This window comes from Arthrobacter sp. LjRoot78, from assembly GCF_964254335.1.
GTDB lineage: Bacteria > Actinomycetota > Actinomycetes > Actinomycetales > Micrococcaceae > Arthrobacter.
In genome coordinates this window covers 1,208,455-1,228,920 of sequence record NZ_CAXUTG020000001.1, presented here as the reverse complement: position 1 = coordinate 1,228,920, position 20,466 = coordinate 1,208,455, and the positions used below count along the sequence as shown (strand labels likewise).

Annotated in this window: 16 protein-coding genes; 14 read left to right on the top strand and 2 right to left on the bottom strand. The window is 65.5% G+C overall.

From position 1 onward, the window contains the following. Positions 1-7 precede the first annotated feature (7 nt). Positions 8-1,216, top strand: coding sequence for an alanine racemase (gene alr / locus ACSQ1X_RS05780; protein ID WP_436056992.1), 1,209 nt, complete (start codon positions 8-10; stop codon positions 1,214-1,216). Next, positions 1,206-2,885, top strand: a complete 1,680-nt coding sequence (locus ACSQ1X_RS05775) for a PucR family transcriptional regulator (RefSeq protein ID WP_436059271.1) — start codon at positions 1,206-1,208, stop codon at positions 2,883-2,885. Before alr ends, ACSQ1X_RS05775 begins: the two co-directional genes overlap by 11 nt. On the opposite strand, the gene ACSQ1X_RS05770 is transcribed toward ACSQ1X_RS05775, so the two are convergent. Further along, positions 2,828-3,658: a nitrilase-related carbon-nitrogen hydrolase gene (locus ACSQ1X_RS05770; RefSeq protein WP_436059270.1), complete on the bottom strand. Its 831-nt coding sequence runs from the start codon at positions 3,656-3,658 to the stop codon at positions 2,828-2,830. The two genes, ACSQ1X_RS05775 and ACSQ1X_RS05770, sit on opposite strands and share 58 nt — an antisense overlap. Before the next feature lie 228 nt (positions 3,659-3,886). Between ACSQ1X_RS05770 and ACSQ1X_RS05765 the strand changes: the two genes are divergently transcribed. The 12 genes from ACSQ1X_RS05765 to ACSQ1X_RS05710 all read left to right on the top strand — a co-directional run bounded on the left by ACSQ1X_RS05765 (position 3,887) and on the right by ACSQ1X_RS05710 (position 18,084). Beyond that, complete coding sequence (locus ACSQ1X_RS05765; protein WP_028270515.1) at positions 3,887-5,077, top strand: ROK family transcriptional regulator; 1,191 nt, start codon at positions 3,887-3,889, stop codon at positions 5,075-5,077. Positions 5,078-5,207: 130 nt separating this feature from the next. Continuing rightward, positions 5,208-6,767, top strand: coding sequence for a multiple monosaccharide ABC transporter ATP-binding protein (mmsA, locus tag ACSQ1X_RS05760; protein ID WP_055804210.1), 1,560 nt, complete (start codon positions 5,208-5,210; stop codon positions 6,765-6,767). 45 nt (positions 6,768-6,812) lie between these two features. Next, positions 6,813-8,084 carry a multiple monosaccharide ABC transporter permease gene (gene mmsB, locus ACSQ1X_RS05755; protein ID WP_436056991.1) on the top strand — a complete coding sequence of 424 codons (1,272 nt, stop codon included), beginning with the start codon at positions 6,813-6,815 and terminating at the stop codon, positions 8,082-8,084. A 50-nt stretch (positions 8,085-8,134) separates the two neighbouring features. Continuing rightward, positions 8,135-9,232, top strand: coding sequence for a substrate-binding domain-containing protein (locus ACSQ1X_RS05750; protein ID WP_055804214.1), 1,098 nt, complete (start codon positions 8,135-8,137; stop codon positions 9,230-9,232). A gap of 194 nt (positions 9,233-9,426) precedes the next feature. Beyond that, entirely contained in the window at positions 9,427-10,896 is a 1,470-nt protein-coding gene (locus ACSQ1X_RS05745; protein ID WP_436056990.1) for an ABC transporter permease, read from the top strand. A gap of 2 nt (positions 10,897-10,898) precedes the next feature. Continuing rightward, positions 10,899-11,606, top strand: coding sequence for an ABC transporter ATP-binding protein (locus tag ACSQ1X_RS05740; protein WP_436056989.1), 708 nt, complete (start codon positions 10,899-10,901; stop codon positions 11,604-11,606). Positions 11,607-11,786: 180 nt separating this feature from the next. Then, entirely contained in the window at positions 11,787-12,857 is a 1,071-nt protein-coding gene (locus ACSQ1X_RS05735; protein WP_436056988.1) for a Gfo/Idh/MocA family protein, read from the top strand. Positions 12,858-12,987: 130 nt separating this feature from the next. Next, on the top strand, positions 12,988-13,959 hold the full coding sequence (locus ACSQ1X_RS05730) for a hypothetical protein (protein WP_436056987.1): 972 nt from the start codon (positions 12,988-12,990) through the stop codon (positions 13,957-13,959). Between the two features lie 84 nt (positions 13,960-14,043). Continuing rightward, on the top strand, positions 14,044-15,291 hold the full coding sequence (locus ACSQ1X_RS05725) for a hypothetical protein (protein ID WP_436056986.1): 1,248 nt from the start codon (positions 14,044-14,046) through the stop codon (positions 15,289-15,291). Positions 15,292-15,519: 228 nt separating this feature from the next. Continuing rightward, the gene (locus ACSQ1X_RS05720; protein ID WP_436059269.1) at positions 15,520-16,716 is read left to right on the top strand and encodes a serine/threonine-protein kinase; all 1,197 of its coding nucleotides are present in this window, start codon (positions 15,520-15,522) and stop codon (positions 16,714-16,716) included. Then, positions 16,713-17,222, top strand: coding sequence for a mucin-associated surface protein (locus ACSQ1X_RS05715; protein ID WP_436056985.1), 510 nt, complete (start codon positions 16,713-16,715; stop codon positions 17,220-17,222). The genes ACSQ1X_RS05720 and ACSQ1X_RS05715 overlap by 4 nt, the downstream gene beginning before the upstream one ends. A gap of 226 nt (positions 17,223-17,448) precedes the next feature. Then, the gene (locus ACSQ1X_RS05710) at positions 17,449-18,084 is read left to right on the top strand and encodes an SRPBCC family protein (RefSeq protein ID WP_055804240.1); all 636 of its coding nucleotides are present in this window, start codon (positions 17,449-17,451) and stop codon (positions 18,082-18,084) included. A 96-nt stretch (positions 18,085-18,180) separates the two neighbouring features. On the opposite strand, the gene ACSQ1X_RS05705 is transcribed toward ACSQ1X_RS05710, so the two are convergent. After that, entirely contained in the window at positions 18,181-20,403 is a 2,223-nt protein-coding gene (locus tag ACSQ1X_RS05705) for an NADP-dependent isocitrate dehydrogenase (protein ID WP_055804243.1), read from the bottom strand. Positions 20,404-20,466: the final 63 nt, after the last annotated feature.

The window sequence follows — 20,466 nt, the reverse complement described above, 5'->3', positions numbered from 1 at the left end:
TTCTGGCATGAGACTTAATGCACACACAGAGGGCACGCGGAACGCGGCGCTCACCGGACAGGTCAGCGTTGACCTTTCGGCCATCGCAGACAACATCCGCACTCTCCGCCAGCGCTCCGCGGCACCCCACTTCATGGCGGTGGTGAAGGGCAACGCCTACGGCCACGGACTCGTTGACGTCGCCCGGACGGCGCTGTCGGCCGGGGCGGACTGGCTGGGAACGGCGCAGCTTCATGAGGCGATTGCCCTGCGCCGCGCGGGCATCACCGCTCCGGTACTGTCCTGGCTGTACCTCGCATCCGCCTCCAGCGAGACGATCCGGGAAGCGCTGGCGTACGACGTCGACGTGTCGCTGGGCAGCGTCGCCCAGCTCGACGTCGTGGCCGGCATCGCCCGCCAGCTGGGCCGTCCCGCCGTCGTCCATCTTGAACTGGACACGGGGCTGAGTCGCGGCGGGGCGCGGGCGGAGGACTGGGCGGAACTCGTCACCGCTGCCCGGGCCGCAGAGCGTGACGGCACGCTCTGCGTGCGCGGCGTCTGGACGCATCTGGCCTGGGCCGACGTTCCGGCACACCCGGCCAACCTGGCGGCGGTGGAGGCTTTCGAAGAAGCCGTCCGTGCGGCCAGGGCGGCGGGCCTGGAACCGGCTCTCCGGCACGTCTCGAGTTCGGCCAACATCCTTGACCGGCCGGAATTCGCCTTCGACATGGTGCGGGCCGGCCTGGCGTTCTACGGGCTGGCTCCGGCCGACCACCTGGCTCCGGCCGACTTCGGCCTGCGCCCCGCACTGACGGTCACGGCCCCGGTGGTGCTGGTGAAGAAAGTGCCAGCCGGGACCGGCGTGAGCTACGAGCACCAGGCCATCACGCACGAGCCGCGGTATCTGGGGCTGATCCCGCTGGGCTATGCGGACGGGATCCCCAAGGGCATCACGGGCCGCAGCCTGATCCTCGTCGGGGGCCGCCGGGTTCCGGTGATCGGCAAGGTCTGCATGGACCAGTTCATGGTGGACCTGGGCCCGGATTCCCTGGGCGTGGCCGTTGGTGACACAGCTGTGCTATTTGGCGATCCGCGCACCGGGGCCGCGAGCGCCGATGACTGGGGCGCGGCGATCGGCAGCCACGGTGACGAGATCATCAACCGGATTGCCCCGCGCCTGCCGCGCGCCTACGAGTGCCCGGACTACCAGGAAGCCGGTGCTCCCGTTGGCGCCTGAGGCAGCCGTCGAGCGGCTCGGCTTCGTCACGCTGGAGCAGTTCCTGCAGAAGCTGCCGCCGGAGCTGAGGATACTCCACGACGGCGGCAACGGTGCCGGGATGCTCCGCTGGGTGGAGCCGAGCGAACTGGAGGATCCGACGCCCTACCTTCTCGACGGCGAGTTTATCCTCACCGCCGGGTTGCCGTTCCTCGGCGAGGGCGGCCGCGAGGGAAAGGTGGACGCCTATGTGGAGCGGCTGGTCGGCGCCGGGGTGGGGGCCCTGGGGTTCGGACTGGAACCGTACTTCGACGCCGTGCCCGGGACCGTGCTGGCGGCATGCCGTCGCCACAACCTGACCCTGGTGGAGTTTCCCAGGACTGTTCCGTTTGCGGCGATCGGACTGGCGTTCTCGCAGCTGCTGGAGTCGGACAACGCCAGGGTGTTCCGGCAACTGGCGGACACCAACCGGCAGCTGATGCGGGCGGTCCTGTCGGCCAGGCCGGAGCACGAGCTCCTGGCGGCGTTGGTGCAGCGGGTTCCGGTCTGGGCGCTGCTCGTCGGGGCCGACGGCAGGATCCGCGCCCGGGCTGCGGCCGACGGCAGAAGCGGCAACAGCAGCGGAACTGGCGCTGCCGGCCCGGCCGGCAACCAGGCCCCGCCCGCCGCCGTCGAACTCTCGGCTTTGCAGCCGCTGCTGAAACGGCTACTGGGTGGCAGCGGCCCCCGGGTTGAGATGGAGTCCCTCGAGGAACCGAGGCCGTCCACGGTGTTCGGCCACCCGCTCCGCAGCACCCGGGATGCCAACCTCGGCGCGCTGATCCTGGGCTCCGGCGGACCGCTCACGCCAGCCCAGAACAGCGTGGTGTCCTCGGTGGTGGGACTCTTGGAACTGCTGGTGCGGCAGCGAACCAGCGGCTCGCTGGCACCCAGCCAGCTCGCGACCGCGCTGTTGCTCCATCCGGACAGCGTGGCCTCCGGCGGCACGAAGCACATCAACGGACTCAAAGACCTCCTGGCGCAGAGCATTTCCTCCACGCGCTCGGCGCAGCTGCGGGTTGTCCAGGGTGTGAAGGCGGAACCCGGCGGTCCTGCTGGCGACAGCCCCGTCCGGGAACTCCTGCAGTGGCGCCGCATGTTCGACACCAAGCTGGTGGAGATCACTGACTACGGTTTTGCCGCCATCACCCGCCTCAAGGTCGACGAGGCCCTGCTGGCAGAGGCGGAGGAACTCGGCTGGCGCCTGGTGATCGGGGATGCCACCGAGTTCCAGGCCTTGGCGTCCGCGTACCGGCGGGTGACGTCGCTGCGCGCCCGGGTTCAGGCAACCGGCAGGAGCGCCCGGGTGGACGAGGTGACCTGGTCCGTGGCCGGACTGCTTGGCCGCGAGGCCGGGACCATGCTGGCGGCACGCCTGCTGGAGCCGGTTCTTGGCCAGGAGGATCCCGAGCGGCGCGCCGCCCAGCTGGCGGTGCTGCGGACGTGGCTCGGAGAGAACGGGAGCTGGGACGCCACGGCGAAAGCCCTGGGCTTGCACCGGAACAGCGTCCGCCGGCAGATCAACGCCGTGGCCGAGCTTCTGGAGACCGACCTCAACCAGGCCCAGGTCCGCGCGGAGCTCTGGTTCGCCCTTCAGTACGTGGACGAATCTCCGCCGGCAACGGAAGCCGCGCCCTCCCAGTCCGAGTAAAGCTCCGGCCGGCGCTCCCTGAGGTACGGCACGGCTTCCCGCGCGTTGCGGGCGCTGACGGCGGACACCTCGGCGTACAGCAGTTCCGGCGCCGGTCCTGCAGCGGCCAGCAGGGAGCCGTCGGGACCGGCGATGACGCTGCCGCCCAGGAACTCACAGCCGTCTTCCTCCCCCGAGTGGTTGGCATAGGCCACGGTCAGCTGGCTCTCCAGAGCCCTTGCGCGCAGCAGGACCTGCGGGACGGAGTCGAATCCCCGGGACAGGGCCGTGGGAACCAGGAGCAGTTCTGCGCCGCGGACCGCGGCGGCACGAACGGCTTCGGGAAACTCGACGTCGTAGCAGATCACCATGGACGTTTTGATGCCTTGGAAGTCCACGACGGCGGGAGGTTCGGCGGCCGGGCTGAACGCCGTGCGCTCCTCCTCGCCAAACAAGTGGACCTTGGCGTAGTTCAGCACCTCGGCCCCTTCTCGGTCCACCAGCGTGGAGGTGATCTGCCACCGGCCGTCCGAGGTGAGGGCGGGCAGGCTGTACACCAGGGCGATGCGGTTCTTCCGCGCGATGCCGGCGAGCGTCCGGCGGATGGCCGGAAGGCTTGCGGGATCCAGTCCGGACCGGACCCGGAGGGGCGCATACCCCACGGGAAACAGCTCCGGGGTGAGCAGCACCCCCGCCCCGGCGGACGCGGCCGAGCGGGCGGCGTCGTCAATTGCCCCGCAGTTGGTTTCCACATCAAGTACAGCGGCGTTCGCCTGCAGGAGTGCCAGCAGCACCGTTACCACCTCTATAGTCTCCGGGATGCCCGCGGGAAACGCGGGCCGCCTCTTCTTGCAGCCTCTTCCTACCAGCCTAGCGAGGGTGCAGACTGTGCCGTAGGTGCATTTCCGCCCGGAAACCGGGGCCCGCAGTGCGGAACGTCCGTGCGTGCGGCAAGGGTCCTGCAATGATGCCTTGCGTTAACTTCTTGACTACAACGGTGCAGATGGTGCACGCTTCATTGCATGCCCTCATCACCGCGCTCAACGAGGAGCCGAACCAAGAACCCTGGTTCACAGTCCGCCCTGAGGCACCTGAACCAGCAACGGATCATCGAGTGCCTCCTGAACGGTCCATCAACCCAGGCTGAACTCGCTCGGCAGACCGGCTTGTCCACCGCCACGGTCTCCAACATCGTCAAGATCATGCAGGACGCCGGACTGGCGTCCACGGAGCCGATCACCAGTTCCGGCCGGCGTGCACTGAACGTCCGGCTCAACAGCAACGGTGCGGTCGCCGTGGGAATCGACTTCGGACGGCGGCACCTCAGGGTGGTCCTCGCAACCCTGAGTTACCACATCATCGCCGAGGAATCCGTGCTGCTGCCATTAGGCCATCACGCCGACGAAGGCATCCGGGCCGCCGTCGAACTCCTTGCCAAACTGCTGGCGGAAAGCGGCGTGGAACGCAGCGCCATAGTGGGCGCCGGCGTCGGAATCCCGGGCCCCATCGACCGTCGGACGGGCACCGTGGCGCAGGGGGCCATCCTTCCCGAGTGGGTGGGCATCAACATCCTGCACTACCTTGAAGAGACCCTGAATTTCCCCGTGTTCATTGACAACGACGCCAACCTAGGCGCCCTGGCAGAGGTCACGTGGGGACCCCACAGCGGCATCAGCAACCTGATGTTCATGAAGATCGGCTCGGGCATTGGCGCCGGGCTGATCCTCAACGGCGCCCCGTACTACGGCAACGTGGGCATCACCGGCGAGATCGGCCACGCCACTATCCACGAGCACGGCCTCATCTGCCGCTGCGGGAACCGGGGGTGCTTGGAAACCATTGCTTCCACAACCACCATGATCGAGCTCCTCAGCCGCGGCGAGGAGAAACCGCTCAGCGCGGAGGACATCGTCCGCAAGGCCCTGGAGCGGGACTCCGCGACACTGCGTGTCATCGACGACGCCGGCCTGGCCGTAGGCCGGGCCCTGGGCAACGTGGCCAACCTCATCAACCCCGAAGTCATTGTGATGGGCGGTCCCCTGGCGGGGCTGGGAGACCTGCTCCTGGACCCCATCCGGCGGGGCCTGGTGCGCCACGCAGTGCCCGTCATCGGCGAGACCACAACCCTGACAATGTCCTCACTCGGCGACCGGGCGGAGGCCCTCGGGGCGGCCGCCCTCGTTTTCCAGCATGCGGGAATCCGCCGCTCCTAACCTATTCGTTATCTGGCTGTTGCGTTAAAGACTTGACGACAACGGCTGTGATCAAGTTTACTTTTTCATCAGACGGCCCTGCGGTTTGCAGGGCGGACAACGAAGTCATGCATTGGAGGCGTAAGGGCAAATGACGTCCCAGACCACGCAAAGCGATCCGATTCTTCTCGAGATGCGCTCCATCACCAAGGAATTCCCCGGCGTTAAAGCTTTGTCCGAGGTGAGCCTGCGGGTGAAGGCCGGCGAGATCCACGCCATCTGCGGCGAGAACGGCGCCGGCAAGTCCACCCTTATGAAAGTCCTGTCCGGTGTGTATCCGTTCGGCACCTACGACGGCGACATCGTCTACCAGAACGAAGTCCAGCAGTTCAAGGACATCCGGGCCAGCGAGCATGCCGGCATCGTGATCATCCACCAGGAACTCGCGCTCATCCCGGAGCTCTCCATCATGGAGAACATCTTCCTGGGCAACGAGCCCACCAAACGCGGCATCATCGACTGGGCCGAGGCCCGGACGCGGTCCACTGAACTGCTCGCCCGGGTGGGTCTGCGGGAGGATCCCGATACCGCCATCAAGGAAATCGGCGTCGGCAAGCAGCAGCTCGTCGAAATCGCCAAGGCGCTGAGCAAATCAGTAAAGCTCCTGATCCTCGACGAGCCCACGGCAGCCCTGAACGAATCCGACTCCCAGCACCTGCTGGACCTCATGCTGGGGCTCAAGGGCCGCGGCATCACGTCCATCATCATTTCGCACAAGCTGAACGAGATCGAACAGATCGCGGACTCCATCACCATCATCCGTGACGGCAAGTCCATCGAGACCCTCGACGTGAAGGCCGACGGCGTGGATGAGGACCGCATCATCAAGGGCATGGTGGGCCGCACGCTGGAGTCACGCTTCCCGGACCACGAACCGAAAATCGGCGAGGTGTTCTTCGAGGTCAAGGACTGGAACGTGGGCCACCCGCAGATCCAGGACCGCCTGGTCTGCAAGAACTCCAACTTCTTCGTGCGCCGCGGCGAGATTGTCGGTTTTGCCGGGCTCATGGGCGCCGGCCGCACCGAGCTTGCCCGTTCCGTGTTCGGCCGCTCCTACGGACGGTTCATCTCCGGCCACATCTACAAGGACGGCAAGGAGATCACCCTCCGCTCCGTCCGCCACGCGATTGACGCCGGGCTGGGCTACGTCACCGAGGACCGCAAGTCCCTGGGACTGAACCTCCTCGATGACATCAAGACCACCACCGTCGCGGCGAACCTGAAGAAAATCAGCAAGCACAACATCGTGGACCCCAACAAGGAATTCACAGTTGCGGAGCAGTACCGCAAGTCCCTGCGCACCAAGACGCCCTCAGTGGAAGAAGGCGTCGCCAAACTCTCGGGCGGCAACCAGCAGAAGGTGGTGCTCGCCAAGTGGATGTTCACCGATCCGGACCTGCTGATCCTCGACGAGCCCACCCGCGGCATCGACGTGGGCGCCAAGTACGAGATCTACGGCATCATCCAGCAGCTGGCCAACCAGGGCAAGGGAGTCATCGTGATCTCCTCCGAACTGCCTGAGCTGCTGGGACTCTCGGACCGCATCTACACCATCTTCGAAGGCGCCATCACCGGTGTCCTGAACAAGGATGAAGCCAGCCAGGAAAGCCTGATGAAGCTCATGACATCCGCCCGCAAGACCGCCGCCTGACCTTCTGGATACCTCCAGAACCTTCCAGACACAAGGACCGAAACAATGAACGCGCTCAAGAAGTTATTTGGCGGCAATACCCGCCAATTCGGCATGATCTTCGCCCTGGTTGCACTGATCGTCTTTTTCCAGATTTTCACCGAGGGCCGCACGCTCACCCCGGGCAACGTCATCAACCTCTTCAACGGCAACTCCTACATTCTGATCCTGGCCATCGGCATGGTGCTGGTCATCATCGCCGGCCACATCGACCTCTCCGTGGGCTCGGTGGCAGCTTTTGTCGGCGTTACCGTGGCCCTGGCCATCCGTGACTGGGGCATCCCCTGGTACGCCGGTGTACTGCTCGGCCTGGCCCTCGGGGCTCTGATCGGGGCCTGGCAAGGGTTCTGGACCGCCTATGTGGGCATCCCCGCCTTCATCGTGACCCTGGCCGGCATGCTGCTCTTCCGCGGCTTCAACCAGTTCGTCGGCAAGTCCAACACCATCCCGGTCCCCAACGACTTCCAGTACCTTGGCTCCGGATACCTCCCCGAGGTGGGGCCGTCCACGGGATACAACAACCTCACCCTGCTGCTGGGCCTGCTGGCCGTTGCCTTCGTCATCTTCAGCGAAGTCCGTTCACGCCGCCGGGCCATTGCCCTCGGCGCTGAAGTCCCCGAGGCCTGGGTAATGATCCTCAAGCTCGTCCTGATCTGCGGTGCCATCCTGTACGCCACGTACCTGTTCGCCACCGGCCGTCCGGGAACGTCCTTCCCGATCCCGGGCCTGATCCTGGCCGTCCTGGTCCTCATCTACGGGTTCATTTCCTCCAAGACCATCGTCGGCCGCCACATCTACGCCGTTGGCGGCAACCGGCACGCAGCCGAGCTGTCCGGCGTGCAGTCCAAGAAGGTCAACTTCCTGGTCATGATGAACATGTCCATCCTCGCCGGCCTGGCCGGCATGATCTTCGTCGGCCGCTCCACCGCGTCCGGTCCGTTCGACGGCGTCGGCTGGGAACTGGACGCCATCGCAGCCGTCTTCATCGGCGGCGCTGCCGTGACCGGCGGCGTGGGCACCGTGATCGGCTCCATCGTCGGTGGCCTGGTGATGGCCGTTTTGAACAACGGCCTGCAGCTCCTGGGCGTCGGTGCCGACCTCACCCAGATCATCAAGGGCCTCGTGCTCCTGATCGCCGTCGCCTTCGACGTCTACAACAAGACCCAGGGCAAGAAATCAATCATCGGCATGATGATGAAGAACTTCGGCCGCAGCAGCAGCGAGCTCCAGCCGGATGAGACGACATCCACGAAGGACGCCATCCGCAAGGAAGCCTGAGCGCTTCCCCACGATTCTCCGCACACCATCTATAGAAAGTGAACCAAGCAATGCAAATGATTGGTAAAGCAGGAAAGGCAGCAGCAATCGCTGCTATTGCGGCACTGGCGCTGACTGCCTGCGGCCGCGCCGAGACCGGCACCACAGGTGGCAGCAGCGGCGGCGAGGCATTCCCCAAGAACTCCTCGATCGGCGTCGCCCTACCCCAGAAGACCAGTGAAAACTGGGTGCTGGCCGAGAAGCTGTTCAACGACGGCCTGAACGGTTCCGGGTTCAAGGCCGATGTGCAGTTCGCCAACGGCGGCGTCTCCGAGCAGCAGAACCAGATCAGCGCGATGGTCACCAAGGGTGCAAAGGTCATCATCGTGGGTGCCATCGACGGCGCCCAGCTGGGCACGCAGCTCAAGCAGGCCAAGGACTCCGGCGCCACCATCATCGCCTATGACCGCCTGCTCCTGAACACGGAGAACGTGGACTACTACGTGGCCTACGACAACTTCAAGGTGGGCGAACTCCAGGGCCAGGCGCTGCTGGACGGCATGAAGGCCAAGAAGCCTTCCGGCCCGTACAACATCGAGCTCTTCGCCGGTTCCCCGGATGACGCCAACGCAAAGGTCTTCTTCGACGGCGCCATGAGTGTCCTCAAGCCGAAGATCGACGACGGCACCCTCAAGGTTGTCTCCGGCCAGACCTCGTTCGAGCAGGCTGTCACCCAGGGCTGGAAGGCTGAGAACGCCCAGCGTCGCGCAGACACCCTGCTGACCGGCAGCTACGGCACCGCGTCCCTGGACGGCGTCCTGTCCCCGAATGACACCCTGGCCCGTGCAGTCCTGACCTCCGTCAAGGCCGCCGGCAAGCCGCTTCCGATCATCACCGGCCAGGACTCCGAGGTTGAGTCCGTCAAGTCCATCATGGCCGGCGAGCAGTACTCCACCATCAACAAGGACACCCGCAAGCTCGTTGAGCACGCAATCACGATGGTCAAGGACATCCAGGCCGGCAAGACGCCTGAGATCAACGATGACAAGTCCTACAACAACAAGGTCAAGACCGTTCCGGCGTACCTGCTGGATCCGGTCATCGTGACCAAGGAGAACGTCAAGACGGCCTACGTGGACGATCCGGTACTCGGCCCGATCACCAAGTAGTTCCGCGCTGAGGCGCCTCCAACCGCAGTGACGAGCCCCGGCTCACCCGAGAGGGTGGGCCGGGGCTTTTGCGTACCCCGGGCGCCGGCCTTCACAGCGCAAACATAGCTTCGGCCCGTTCTCTGCACAGCCACGCGCACCACTGTTGGATCAGCAGCCGGTCATTCCGTCCGGCCAGAGATTCTAGGAGTACCGTGAGCGTCCTCGCCCGAAGTATAGGCAATGCCTTCAGAAACAAGGTCCGGACCGGGGCCGTGGTGGCAGTGCTGGCCGTGGCGATCGGCCTGGCCCTGTCCATGCTGGTGGCCAACCAGGCGGTTGCCGCCAAAGTCGCTGAACTGAACGCATCCGTGGGCACCGTTTTGACCGTCAATCCGGCCGGTGGCCAGGGCTTCGAAGGCGGCGGCGAACCGCTCACGGCAGAGCAGGCCGCCACCGCGGCCGCCGTACCCAACGTCACCAGCGTCGTCGGCACCAAGGCGCTGCGGCTGCGCAACGCCACCGAGGCGGCAGCACAGTCCGCCGCCGGAACCCAAGCCTCCGGTACCCAGGCGGGCGGACCCGGCGGCGGCCAGGGCGGACCCGGAGGGCAGTCCACCACCACGCTGACCACCAGCCTCACTGCCGCCATCGACGCCGGAACGCTCGGCAACCGCAACCAGGCCAGCGAGGGAACCAGCGGATCAACCGGAACCGCCCAGCCGGTGCGCAGTCTGCCTATCACGGCCACCGGAGTCGGCGCCGAGGTGGACAGCACGGGCAAGGCCCTGGCGATCACCGAAGGCACCGGCCTGGGCGACTACACCGCGGAATCGGCCACCGCGCTCCTCGGCACCACCCTTGCGGAAAAGAACGGCCTTAAGGTCGGTTCCACATTCACCATCAACGACCAGACCTACACCGTGGCCGGCCTGTTCGACGCCGGCACCACGTTCGGCAACAACGCCCTCTACGTCACCCTCCCCTCCGCCCAGACGCTGGCCGAACTGCCCGGCGAGCTCTCCACCATGATCGTCACGGTGGACACCCTGGAAAACGTCGATTCCACCAAGACCGCCCTGCAGTCCGCGCTCGGCACCGACAAGGCCGACGTCACCCGGGGCCAGAACCTCGAAACCGCCGTCAGCTCGCTGGACAGCGTCAAGAACATCTCGTTCATCGCGTTCGTCGCGGCACTGGGCACGGCCGGCCTGATCATCCTGCTGATCATGGTGATGCTGGTCCGCGAGCGCCGTCGTGAAATCGGTGTGCTCAAGGCGATCGGCGCCCCCAACCGCACCATCGGGCTTCAGTTTGTCCTGGAGGCGCTGGTTCTCGTGGCGCTCGGCAGCGTGGTGGGCGCCGCCGTCGCCTCCTTCGCCAGCGGCGGCATCGCCTCCGCGCTGATCAGTTCCAACACCAGTACGACGACGGCGGCAACCACCGGACGCGGCATGCCTGGCGGGGCGGCCGGGTTCCCCGGCGGTGGCGCCGGTCTTCCAGGCGGCCAGGGCGGTCCGTTCGGCGGAGCGTCGCAGCTGCTGACCACCGTCACCGCGAGCGCCTCCCCCGGCGTGATCGCCGCCGGTATCGCCGCGGTGTTCGGCGTGGCCATTATCGGAGCCCTGGTTCCTGCACTCCTGACCGCCCGCATCCGCCCCATCGAAGTCCTCCGAGGAGAGTAACCATGATTGAAGTCAAGAGTCTCGTCCGCACCTTCAAGTCCGGCGACCGCACCATCAAACCCGTGAACGACGTCAGCTTCGAACTCGAACAGGGGACGCTCGCGTCCATCGTGGGCAAGAGCGGCAGCGGCAAGAGCACCCTGTTGTCCCTGCTGGGTGCGCTGGACAAACCCACCAGCGGAGACGTCGTCGTCAACGGCGTCAGCCTGGCCAGCATGCCGGACGGCAAGCTGACCGAGTACCGGCGCCGCGACATCGGCTTCGTGTTCCAGCAGTTCAACCTCATCCCCAACCTGTCCGCCGTGGACAACGTCATGCTGCCCATGGAGTTCGCCGGAGTGCGCAAGGCTGTGCGGCTGGCCCGGGCCAAGGAGCTGCTGGAGCAGGTGCAGCTGGATCCGGAGAAGCACGTGCGCCGCATCAACCGTTTATCCGGCGGCGAGCAGCAGCGCGTGGCGATTGCCCGGGCACTGGCCAATGAGCCCAAGCTCATCCTCGCCGACGAGCCCACGGGCAACCTGGACGAGCAGACCGGCGAACACATCATCGAGCTCCTCAGCTCGCTGAGCCGCGACCACAACACCACCATCCTGGTGGTCACGCACGACCGCCAGCTCGCCAACAAGACGGACCGCCGCTTCCGGCTCCAGCAGGGCCGCCTCACCGAAGAGCCCGCCCGCACCAGGGTGGCATCGGCCGCTACGGCGTAAGCGGTGTAGCGGACCCGGGGCGCAAGCGGGAGCTGAGCAGGGCGATTCCCAAACGCTCTCTCAGCTCCTGCCGCCTTTAATCTGACGCTCTCTCACTTTTCGCGCGAAAAATTCGGATCCTCCGTCACTTCCTGCGGGTAATTCCCTACCGCTCCCGCAGTCGGGTGAGAGGATGGCACAATGAGTGCCCCCATCGCGAAGCCGTGGCTATTCAGCCAGTCCGACCAGGATCCCCGTTCTTCCACCGGACGTCCGCTGCGGTGGGGAATAGTGGCGACAGGCAGTATCGCCCGGTCGATGGTGCAGGACCTTGCCCTTCTCGCTGATGCGGAGCTGTATGCGGTCAGCTCGAGAAGCCAAAAGACGGCTGATGCTTTCGCGGCAGAGTACGGTTTTGCCAGGGCGTACGGGGACGACGACGGCGGGCCGGGTTACCGGCGGCTCCTCGCCGACGACGGCGTGGACGTCGTCTATGTGGCCACTCCGCACGCCCAGCACTACGAAGTTGCGCTGGCGGCCCTCCAGGCGGGCAAGCATGTGCTGTGCGAAAAGGCGCTGACCATCAACGCGCGGGAAGCCGCGGAACTTGTGAACCTCGCGCGTTCCAAGAATCTCTTCATGATGGAAGCGATGTGGAGCCGTTTCCTGCCGAGCATGCAGCGGGCCTTCGAAATCGCGGCGTCCGGGGAACTCGGGACAGTCCAGTGGGTCACCGCGGATCTCGGCTTCCCGGCGGTCTACTCCCCCAGCGCACGGCTGTGGGCTCTCAAAGACGGCGGTGGGGCACTCCTTGACCTGACGGTGTATCCCCTGCTGTGGGCTCTGGGCACCTTGGGTTTCCCGCAGGCCGTCAGCGCTACGGGATCAGTGAACGACGACGGCGTGGACACCCAGAATGCGTTAACCCTGGAGTACCACCACGGCGGGCAGGCCCAGCTGACGTCGTCGCTGATGGCCTACGGTCCGCGCGCAGCCACCGTCGCGGGGAGCCTGGGCTATCTACACACCATGGGGTCCATCAACAATCCCAGGGAAATCCTGGTCAGGGTCGGCATGGCGGAACCGCGCACAGAGCACTTCGACGTTGTGGGCCGCGGTTATTCTTACGAGCTCCGCGAGGTCACCAGATGTATCCAGCAAGGGCTTACGGAGAGCCCGGTCATGCCGCTCGAGGATTCGCTGAATGTCATGCGGCTGTTCGACGGGGTCCGTGCGCAGCTGGGCGTGAGCTACCCGAATGATGCCCACTAACCCCGATTTGAATGGGCGGGAAATAATCAATTCGCCGGATTATTTGTCGTGAACCTCTGGACTCCAGATCTAGGTCGTGCCTAGGCTGTAGGCAATCGTCGATTTTTCGGGGAGCCGGGGGGTGGTGCACATGGAACGTTCGTCATGGCGCGCGCTCCGTCCTTTGCTCCTTGCCGGCGCAGCAGCCACAGCTTGGCTGACCCTGTCAGCCGCCGGCGCCAGCGCTGACGTCGCATCAGATCCCGGTTCATTACTAGGGAACGTCAGCCCTTCTGTCTCCTCAGCAACCGAAGCCGCAGTCAACCCTGTCGCGGGCACCCTGGTCGCTGTGGCACCTTCTATCGCTCCGGGCGCGGCTGATGCGGGCGGTGCCGTACTTCCCGCCCAGCCAAGCGCGGCTGAACTTACCGCCTTCCTCCTGCCCCTCACCGGTTCTGCAACCGGCACCGTTGACCAGCTGATTGAAGCCGTCCCGCTGGTGAACCAGATTGTCCCGGCCAGCACCACCGGCGCCGCCACGGCACCGGTTGTCGAGGCGGCCGACGGAATCGTCGTCGAAATAGCCCAACAGGCATTGCCGGCGGCCGGCGAAGCCGTTCCCGCGCTTGATCCCGTCGTGGAGCCGGTTGGCGACCTGCTGACTGGTGTTGATTTGCTTCCGGATTATGGTGCCGCAGCAGCGTTTCCGACTGTTCCGGGCCTCTCCGCTTCGGAAGGTGGATCCGCTGGCGAGGACGCACCATCTTTGGTCCTGAACGTTCGCGCAGACGCTGAAAGTTCCCGCGAACTGCCCGTCACCGACGTCGATAAATCAGCTGTCCTGCATGCCTCAAATCGTTCTGGTACGCCGCCAGCGGCTCCGCATGCCGGAAGCCTCGAAGCTCCGCACCCGGAGCCCGGAACCCCGGACCCCGCTGCGCTGCCGGCTGTTCCGTGCTCCGGGTCGGGAAGCAGCCAATCCGCAGGCGGCGGTGCCGGCGGCGCGGCCTGGCTTTCTGACTTTCACATCGACGTTCCGCTGAGTCACGCAGTCCCGGTCAGCGGCCCCCTGCAGAATTCCCCTGCGCCGGTGTCTTTCGACCCCGGTTCATCTCCTGACTAGTTAGGCCTTCCCTGCGCCCTGCGCAGAAAACGGCCATCCGGGCTGCCATGGGCGCCCGACAAACAACTTTCAGGAGATATCACCATGCACGCAAATATCCGCAGAGGGCTGCTCAGCACCCTCTTCGCCGGCGGGCTCCTAGCCCTCGGCTCCACCGCTGCCAGTGCAGCGGATACAACAAGCGGTTCCGACGGTCTCATGTCCGGCACTACCGCCACGGTCTCAGCGGCAGTTGCCGCCAACTCGTCGTTGGGCCTACTGGGTGACCCAACGCCGGAAAACAGCACTGCCGATCTCGTCGCCGTCGTGGACCTTGGCCTCGGCACCACTACCGGCACTGCAGGAACCGACAATACGACAGCAGATCTTGACGCCGTCGTCGACCTGGGGCTCGGGGTCGGCACAGGTTCAGGGACCACAGGAACCGACACCACCACCGCTGACATCGGAGCAATCGCGGACGTCAACGTGGGCAACGGCACCATTGGGACGGCAGGCTCTGACACCACCGCCGCCGACGTCGCCGCGGTTCTGGACGTCAATCTCGGCACCAATACCGGCACTGCAGGAACCGACAATACGACAGCAGATCTTGACGCCGTCGTCGACCTGGGGCTCGGGGTCGGCACAGATTCAGGGACCACAGGAACCGACACCACCACCGCTGACCTCGGAGCAATCGCGGACGTCAACGTGGGCAACGGCACCATTGGGACGGCAGGCTCTGACACCACCACCGCCGACGTCGCCGCGGTTCTGGACGTCAATCTCGGCACCAATACCGGCACTGCAGGAACCGACAATACGACAGCAGATCTTGACGCCGTCGTCGACCTGGGGCTCGGTCTCCTCGCGAACAACGGCACGGATACCGCCGTTGATCTGGGAGTCGATCTCGGTGTTGGCGGATCAACCGACACGGGCACCGACAGCTCAGGCGACCTTGGCGTTGACCTTGGGATCGACCTCGGCGTAGATCTGGGTATCGGCGGACCAGCCACCGGAGGTCCTTCAACCGGAAGTCCTGCCAATGGTGGCACCATCCCCGGCGGTACCGTCCCGGGTGGCACCATCCCGGGTGCTCCAGCAAGTGGCATCGAATCAGGCGGCAACGTCCCGAGCGTCAACAGCCCGGGCGGTGCCGCTACCGGAACGGGTATGAATCCGTCGGCTCAAACGCCGACCGGCACGGGTGCCAAGGTCACGGCAGCTTCCAATTCACCGATGCTGGCCAACACGGGAGCCAACCTTGAGCTGGCAATCGCTGCCCTTCTCCTCCTCGCCGGCGGCATGATCATCATGCTGGTGCTGGCCCGGCGGAGGAAGGCCTAAGCTGCCGGCGGGCGGGTGCCGGCATCGCCGTCGCCCTGCCCGCCAAGCCAGCTGGGCCACGGACGGGACTGGCCCGGAAAGCCGCTCAGGGCTCTCCGGGTCAGCCCTCCGGGCACGGCCATTTCCCCCGAGGAGGCCCAACTACCAAGTACCCTTATGAAAATACATACCCGTCCCCGTATCATTCTCTAGAGCGCGTTCCGAGGGAACGCTGAAAAGGATGGGGACATCGTGGAGAGTTCGCCCAGTCAAACGGCGGAGGTCCTGGCCGGCCGATACCGCCTCGGCGAGGTCATCGGACGCGGCGGCATGGCCTCGGTGTACACGGCCAGGGACGAGAACCTTGGCCGCGACGTGGCATTGAAGCTCTTTGCCCCGCAATCGGCTGACGCGGACGAGCTGAAGCGTCAGGAAGCCGAGATTCAGCTGCTCGCCACCCTGAACCACCCCAGCCTCGTGACGCTGTTCGACGCCGGAATCGACTCGCGCGTGCCTGAAGAGCCCCGCCCGTTCCTCACGATGGAACTCGTTGAGGGGCAGGACCTCCGCAGCAGGATCCGTCACAGCCCCGTCCCACTGGATGAACTGGCAGTGATCGGAGCCGGCGTGGCCGATGCCCTGGCGTACGTCCACAACCTGGGCATCATCCACCGTGACATCAAACCAGCCAACATCCTCCTGGTACAGGTCCGCCCCGGAGAGCCCCTGCGCCCCAAACTGACCGATTTCGGCATTGCCAGGATCGTCGACGGCACCCGCCTGACCGCCACCGGGACCATGGTGGGAACGGCTGCTTACCTGAGCCCGGAACAGGCACGGGGCGCCGATCTTGGTCCCGCCAGCGACATCTACTCCCTTGGCCTCGTGTTGCTGGAGTGCATCAAGGGAGCCGTGGAGTACCCAGGCAGCGCAATTGAATCTGCGGTGGCGCGCCTACACCGGGCCCCGGAAATCCCCGGCGATGTTCCGGCCGAGTGGGCCACCCTGATCACATCCATGACAGCACTAGACCCCATGGACCGTCCGACGGCAGCTGATCTCGAGACCGCCCTTCGGCAGGCCCTGGTCTCCCCGGAGTCAGTGCCCGGCACCGTGTCCGAGGAACCGACGCGCATTCTGCCGGCACCGCCGTCGCGGCCGCCCCTCGTGCTCCCGGACAGCACGAAGGAAATGGAATCGGGGACCGGCGCCCGCACAACGGCCCAGTTGGCGGCCAGCCGCGGTGGCCCGCCCCGCGCCCGTATCCGCGCCGCGGGCCGCCGCAAGCTAGCTGCTGCGTTGGCCGCGTTCGCCCTCTTCGTTGTGGGCGCCCTGATTCTTCTGATGGTCAACACGCCCAACGCGCCGGAGCCTGTTCAGTACCCGGCGGTTACCGGCACGCTGGGACAACATCTGGAGCAACTACAGAAGAGCGTGGAACCATGACGTCGTGTGCAGACAACCGCCTTCGCATAGTGCCGCCCCGCCGCTGGCGGACGCTAATCGCGGCCGGCCTGCTTTCGGCCGCCCTCGCCGGCTGCAGTTCCACAGCGCCCGATCTGGAACCTGATGCCGCTCAGACACTGCAGGCAAAGGTGCTAACGGTTTCACAGTCCGCGGCCGGCAACGACACATCCGGCGCCCTCAAGTCGCTCGACGAACTCGTGGTGCAGCTTGACGCTTCAGCGGCCGAGGGAAGCGTGTCGTTCAAACGCCATCAGAGCATCATGAAGGCCATCGAGGCCGTGCGGGCGGACCTCACTACTGCGCAGGCCGCAGCGAAGGCCCAGGCCGACGCGGCAGCAGCTGCCAAGGCAGCAGCCGATGCGGCGGCGGCAGAAGCAGCGAAAGCAGCCCCTGCTCCCGCTGCCGAAGTCCCCGCCCCCGCACCTGCACCCGCTCAAGTAGTCCCAGGAAAAGGGGAAAAGGGCAAAGGCGCCTCAGGACGCTGACGCCGGTGACGGCGGCCGGAACCACCTGGAGCGTTCGGTAAGGTGGATCCGCCGACCGGGGATCCCGCCGTCGGCCTCCGCTCCCGGGTAGCCGTACCGCATTTTTTCATCAGTAAACTTACTATTTGCCGCGAATGTCGCTAGGTTTGTTAAGCGTGCCCACGAAGCCCGCAACGAGATCAGAACCACGGGCCACCGGCCCGCCAGCTGAAGGAGTGATGTACGCATGGCAACTGTCCAGGAATCCATCAACGTAAGCGTCCCGCTGAGCCAGGCCTACAACCAGTGGACCCAGTTCGAGGACTTCCCGCACTTCATGAGCGGCGTGGAAGACGTGCGGCAGCTCGACGACACCACAGTGCACTTCCAGACCAGCATCGGTGGCGTCAAGAGGGAATACGACGCCCGGATCACCGTCCAGCAGCCGGACCAGCGCGTCACGTGGGAGAGCATCGACGAGCCCCGCAACGCCGGAACAGTATGGTTCGAAGCACTCAACCCGACTGAAACCAAGGTCAGCGTGGAACTCGCCTGGGAGCCCGACTCCGCGGTCGAAAAGGTGGGGGCGGCGGTGGGCCTTGATTCCCGCCAGGTGGCCTCGGACCTTAAACGCTTCAAGAAGTTCATCGAGGAACGCGAAGTGGAGACCGGCGCATGGCGGGAGCGCGTCAGCGAAGGCGCCGTCAGCGGAGCCGGCGCGGCAACAGCAGCCGGCACGACGGCGGAAATTCCGCTCGACGCCGCGACCGCCGTTCCCCTCGAGGAGGAAGTGGGCTATGACGCCGTGCCCACGGAGCAGCCCGTGAACACGGATCCGGATATGGCCACCGAGCCTCCGTTCGGCAAGCACGTCCAGCGCTAGCTGCAGCAGCCGGCACTTCGCAGTAGCCTTCAGGCAAGCAGAACGCCCCGCCTCCCGTGATGGGAGGCGGGGCGTTCTGCGTTTTGGCGGGTCCGGCTACTTGGCCAGTCCCGAGAGCACTTCGGTGAACTTCGCGGACGGACGCATCACCGCGGCAACCTTGGCAACGTCCGGGTGGTAGTAACCGCCGATGTCCACCGGGGAGCCCTGAACCGCGAGCAGCTCGGCGACGATGGTGTCTTCGTTGGAGGTCAGTGCCTCGGACACAGCGGCGAAATCGGCGGCCAGCTCGGCGTCGTCGGTCTGCTTGGCCAGCTCCTGCGCCCAGAACTTGGCGAGGTAGAAGTGGCTTCCGCGGTTGTCGAGTTCCCCGACGCTGCGGCGGGGGGACTTGTTCTCGAGCAGGAACGTGCCGGTGGCCCGGTCCAGTGTGTCGGCGAGAACCTGGGCACGCTTGTTGCCCGTAGTGGTGGCGAGGTGCTCGAAGCTGACGGCGAGGGCCAGGAATTCACCCAGGCTGTCCCAGCGCAGGTGGTTTTCCTTCAGCAACTGCTGGACGTGCTTCGGGGCGGAGCCGCCGGCGCCGGTCTCGAAGAGTCCGCCGCCGTTGATCAGCGGAACCACGGAGAGCATCTTGGCACTGGTGCCCAGTTCGAGGATCGGGAAAAGGTCCGTGAGGTAGTCGCGGAGCACGTTGCCGGTCACCGAGATGGTGTCCTCGCCCTTGCGGATGCGCTCGAGAGTGAAGGCCGTGGCCTTGACCGGGGACATGATCTCGATCTGGAGGCCCTCGGTGTCGTACTCCTTGAGGTATTCCTTGACCTTGGCAATCAGGTTGGCGTCGTGGGCACGCTCTTCATCCAGCCAGAACACGGCGGGGGTTTCGGAGGCACGGGCGCGGGTGACGGCCAGCTTGACCCAGTCGCGGATCGGCACGTCCTTGGCCTGGCAGGCACGCCAGATGTCGCCCGGGGCCACCTGGTGTTCGATCAGGACATTGCCCTTGCTGTCCACGAGCTGGACGGCGCCGGACGACTGGATCTCGAAGGTCTTGTCGTGGCTGCCGTATTCCTCGGCCGCCTGGGCCATGAGGCCTACGTTCGGCACGGTGCCCATGGTGGTGGGGTCAAAGGCGCCGTTGGCGCGGCAGTCGTCGATGACAACCTGGTAGATGCCGGCGTAGCTGCTGTCCGGGAGGACGGCCAGCGTGTCGGCTTCCTTGCCGTCCGGGCCCCACATGTGGCCGGAGGAGCGGATCATCGCGGGCATGGAGGCGTCCACGATGACGTCGGACGGAACGTGCAGGTTGGTGATGCCCTTGTCCGAGTCCACCATCGCCAGTGCGGGGCCTTCGGCGAGGCCCTTCTTGATGGCAGCCTGGACGCCTTCGCGGACGTCTTCGGGAAGTTCTTCGAGTCCGCCCAGGATGGAGGCCAGGCCGTTGTTGGCGCTCAGGCCTGCGGCGGCAAGCTGCTCGCCGTACGTGTCGAACAGTTCAGTGAAGTAGGCCTTCACCACGTGGCCGAAGATGATGGGGTCCGAGACCTTCATCATGGTGGCCTTCAGGTGTGCAGAGAACAGCACGCCTTCTTCCTTGGCGCGGACAACTTGGGCTGCCAGGAATTCGTCCAAGGCGGCGGCGCGCATCACGGTGCCGTCAACAACCTCGCCGGCCAGGACGGGGAACCCGCGCTTCAGGACCTTGACGGTGCCATCTTCTTTGACCAGCTGGATCTTGACGGTGTCATCAGCTTCGATGACCACCGACTTTTCGTTGGCGCGGAAGTCCTCGGCACCCATGGTGGCCACGTTGGTCTTGGACTCCGGCGTCCAGGCGCCCATGGAGTGCGGGTTCTGGCGGGCGTAGTTCTTCACGGACAGGGGCGCGCGGCGGTCGGAGTTGCCTTCGCGCAGGACCGGGTTGACGGCCGAGCCCTTGATCTTGTCGTAGCGCGAGCGGATGTCCGTCTCGGTGTCGGAGGACGGGTTGTCAGGGTAGTCCGGGAGGTCGTAGCCCTGGGACTGGAGCTCGGCGATCGCGGCCTTCAGCTGCGGAATCGAGGCGCTGACGTTGGGCAGCTTGATAATGTTGGCTTCCGGCTTCTTTGCCAGGGCACCCAGTTCGGCCAGGGCATCGCTGATCCGCTGCTCTTCGGTGAGGTAGTCACCGAACACGGAGATGATGCGGCCAGAGAGGGAGATGTCGCGGGTCTCCACTTCCACACCGGCAGTCGACGCGTAGGCCTCGATAATCGGCAAGAACGAGTAGGTGGCCAGCATGGGCGCTTCGTCAGTGTGGGTATAAATAATCTTGGCCATTGGTGGGGCGTCTCCTGAAGGTATACATACATCTGGAACTCTGGCGTTATTTCAACATTCTTA

What these genes read in the sequence shown, in the direction of transcription:
- ACSQ1X_RS05765 (WP_028270515.1), top strand. Translation starts at nt 3,887, where the DNA reads ATGCCCTCATCACCGCGCTCAACGAGGAGCCGAACCAAGAACCCTGGT.
- ACSQ1X_RS05735 (WP_436056988.1), top strand. Translation starts at nt 11,787, where the DNA reads ATGAGTGCCCCCATCGCGAAGCCGTGGCTATTCAGCCAGTCCGACCAG.
- ACSQ1X_RS05715 (WP_436056985.1), top strand. Translation starts at nt 16,713, where the DNA reads ATGACGTCGTGTGCAGACAACCGCCTTCGCATAGTGCCGCCCCGCCGC.
- ACSQ1X_RS05705 (WP_055804243.1), bottom strand. Translation starts at nt 20,403, where the DNA reads ATGGCCAAGATTATTTATACCCACACTGACGAAGCGCCCATGCTGGCC.
- ACSQ1X_RS05710 (WP_055804240.1), top strand. Translation starts at nt 17,449, where the DNA reads ATGGCAACTGTCCAGGAATCCATCAACGTAAGCGTCCCGCTGAGCCAG.
- ACSQ1X_RS05730 (WP_436056987.1), top strand. Translation starts at nt 12,988, where the DNA reads ATGGAACGTTCGTCATGGCGCGCGCTCCGTCCTTTGCTCCTTGCCGGC.
- ACSQ1X_RS05750 (WP_055804214.1), top strand. Translation starts at nt 8,135, where the DNA reads ATGCAAATGATTGGTAAAGCAGGAAAGGCAGCAGCAATCGCTGCTATT.
- mmsA (WP_055804210.1), top strand. Translation starts at nt 5,208, where the DNA reads ATGACGTCCCAGACCACGCAAAGCGATCCGATTCTTCTCGAGATGCGC.
- alr (WP_436056992.1), top strand. Translation starts at nt 8, where the DNA reads ATGAGACTTAATGCACACACAGAGGGCACGCGGAACGCGGCGCTCACC.
- mmsB (WP_436056991.1), top strand. Translation starts at nt 6,813, where the DNA reads ATGAACGCGCTCAAGAAGTTATTTGGCGGCAATACCCGCCAATTCGGC.
- ACSQ1X_RS05740 (WP_436056989.1), top strand. Translation starts at nt 10,899, where the DNA reads ATGATTGAAGTCAAGAGTCTCGTCCGCACCTTCAAGTCCGGCGACCGC.
- ACSQ1X_RS05725 (WP_436056986.1), top strand. Translation starts at nt 14,044, where the DNA reads ATGCACGCAAATATCCGCAGAGGGCTGCTCAGCACCCTCTTCGCCGGC.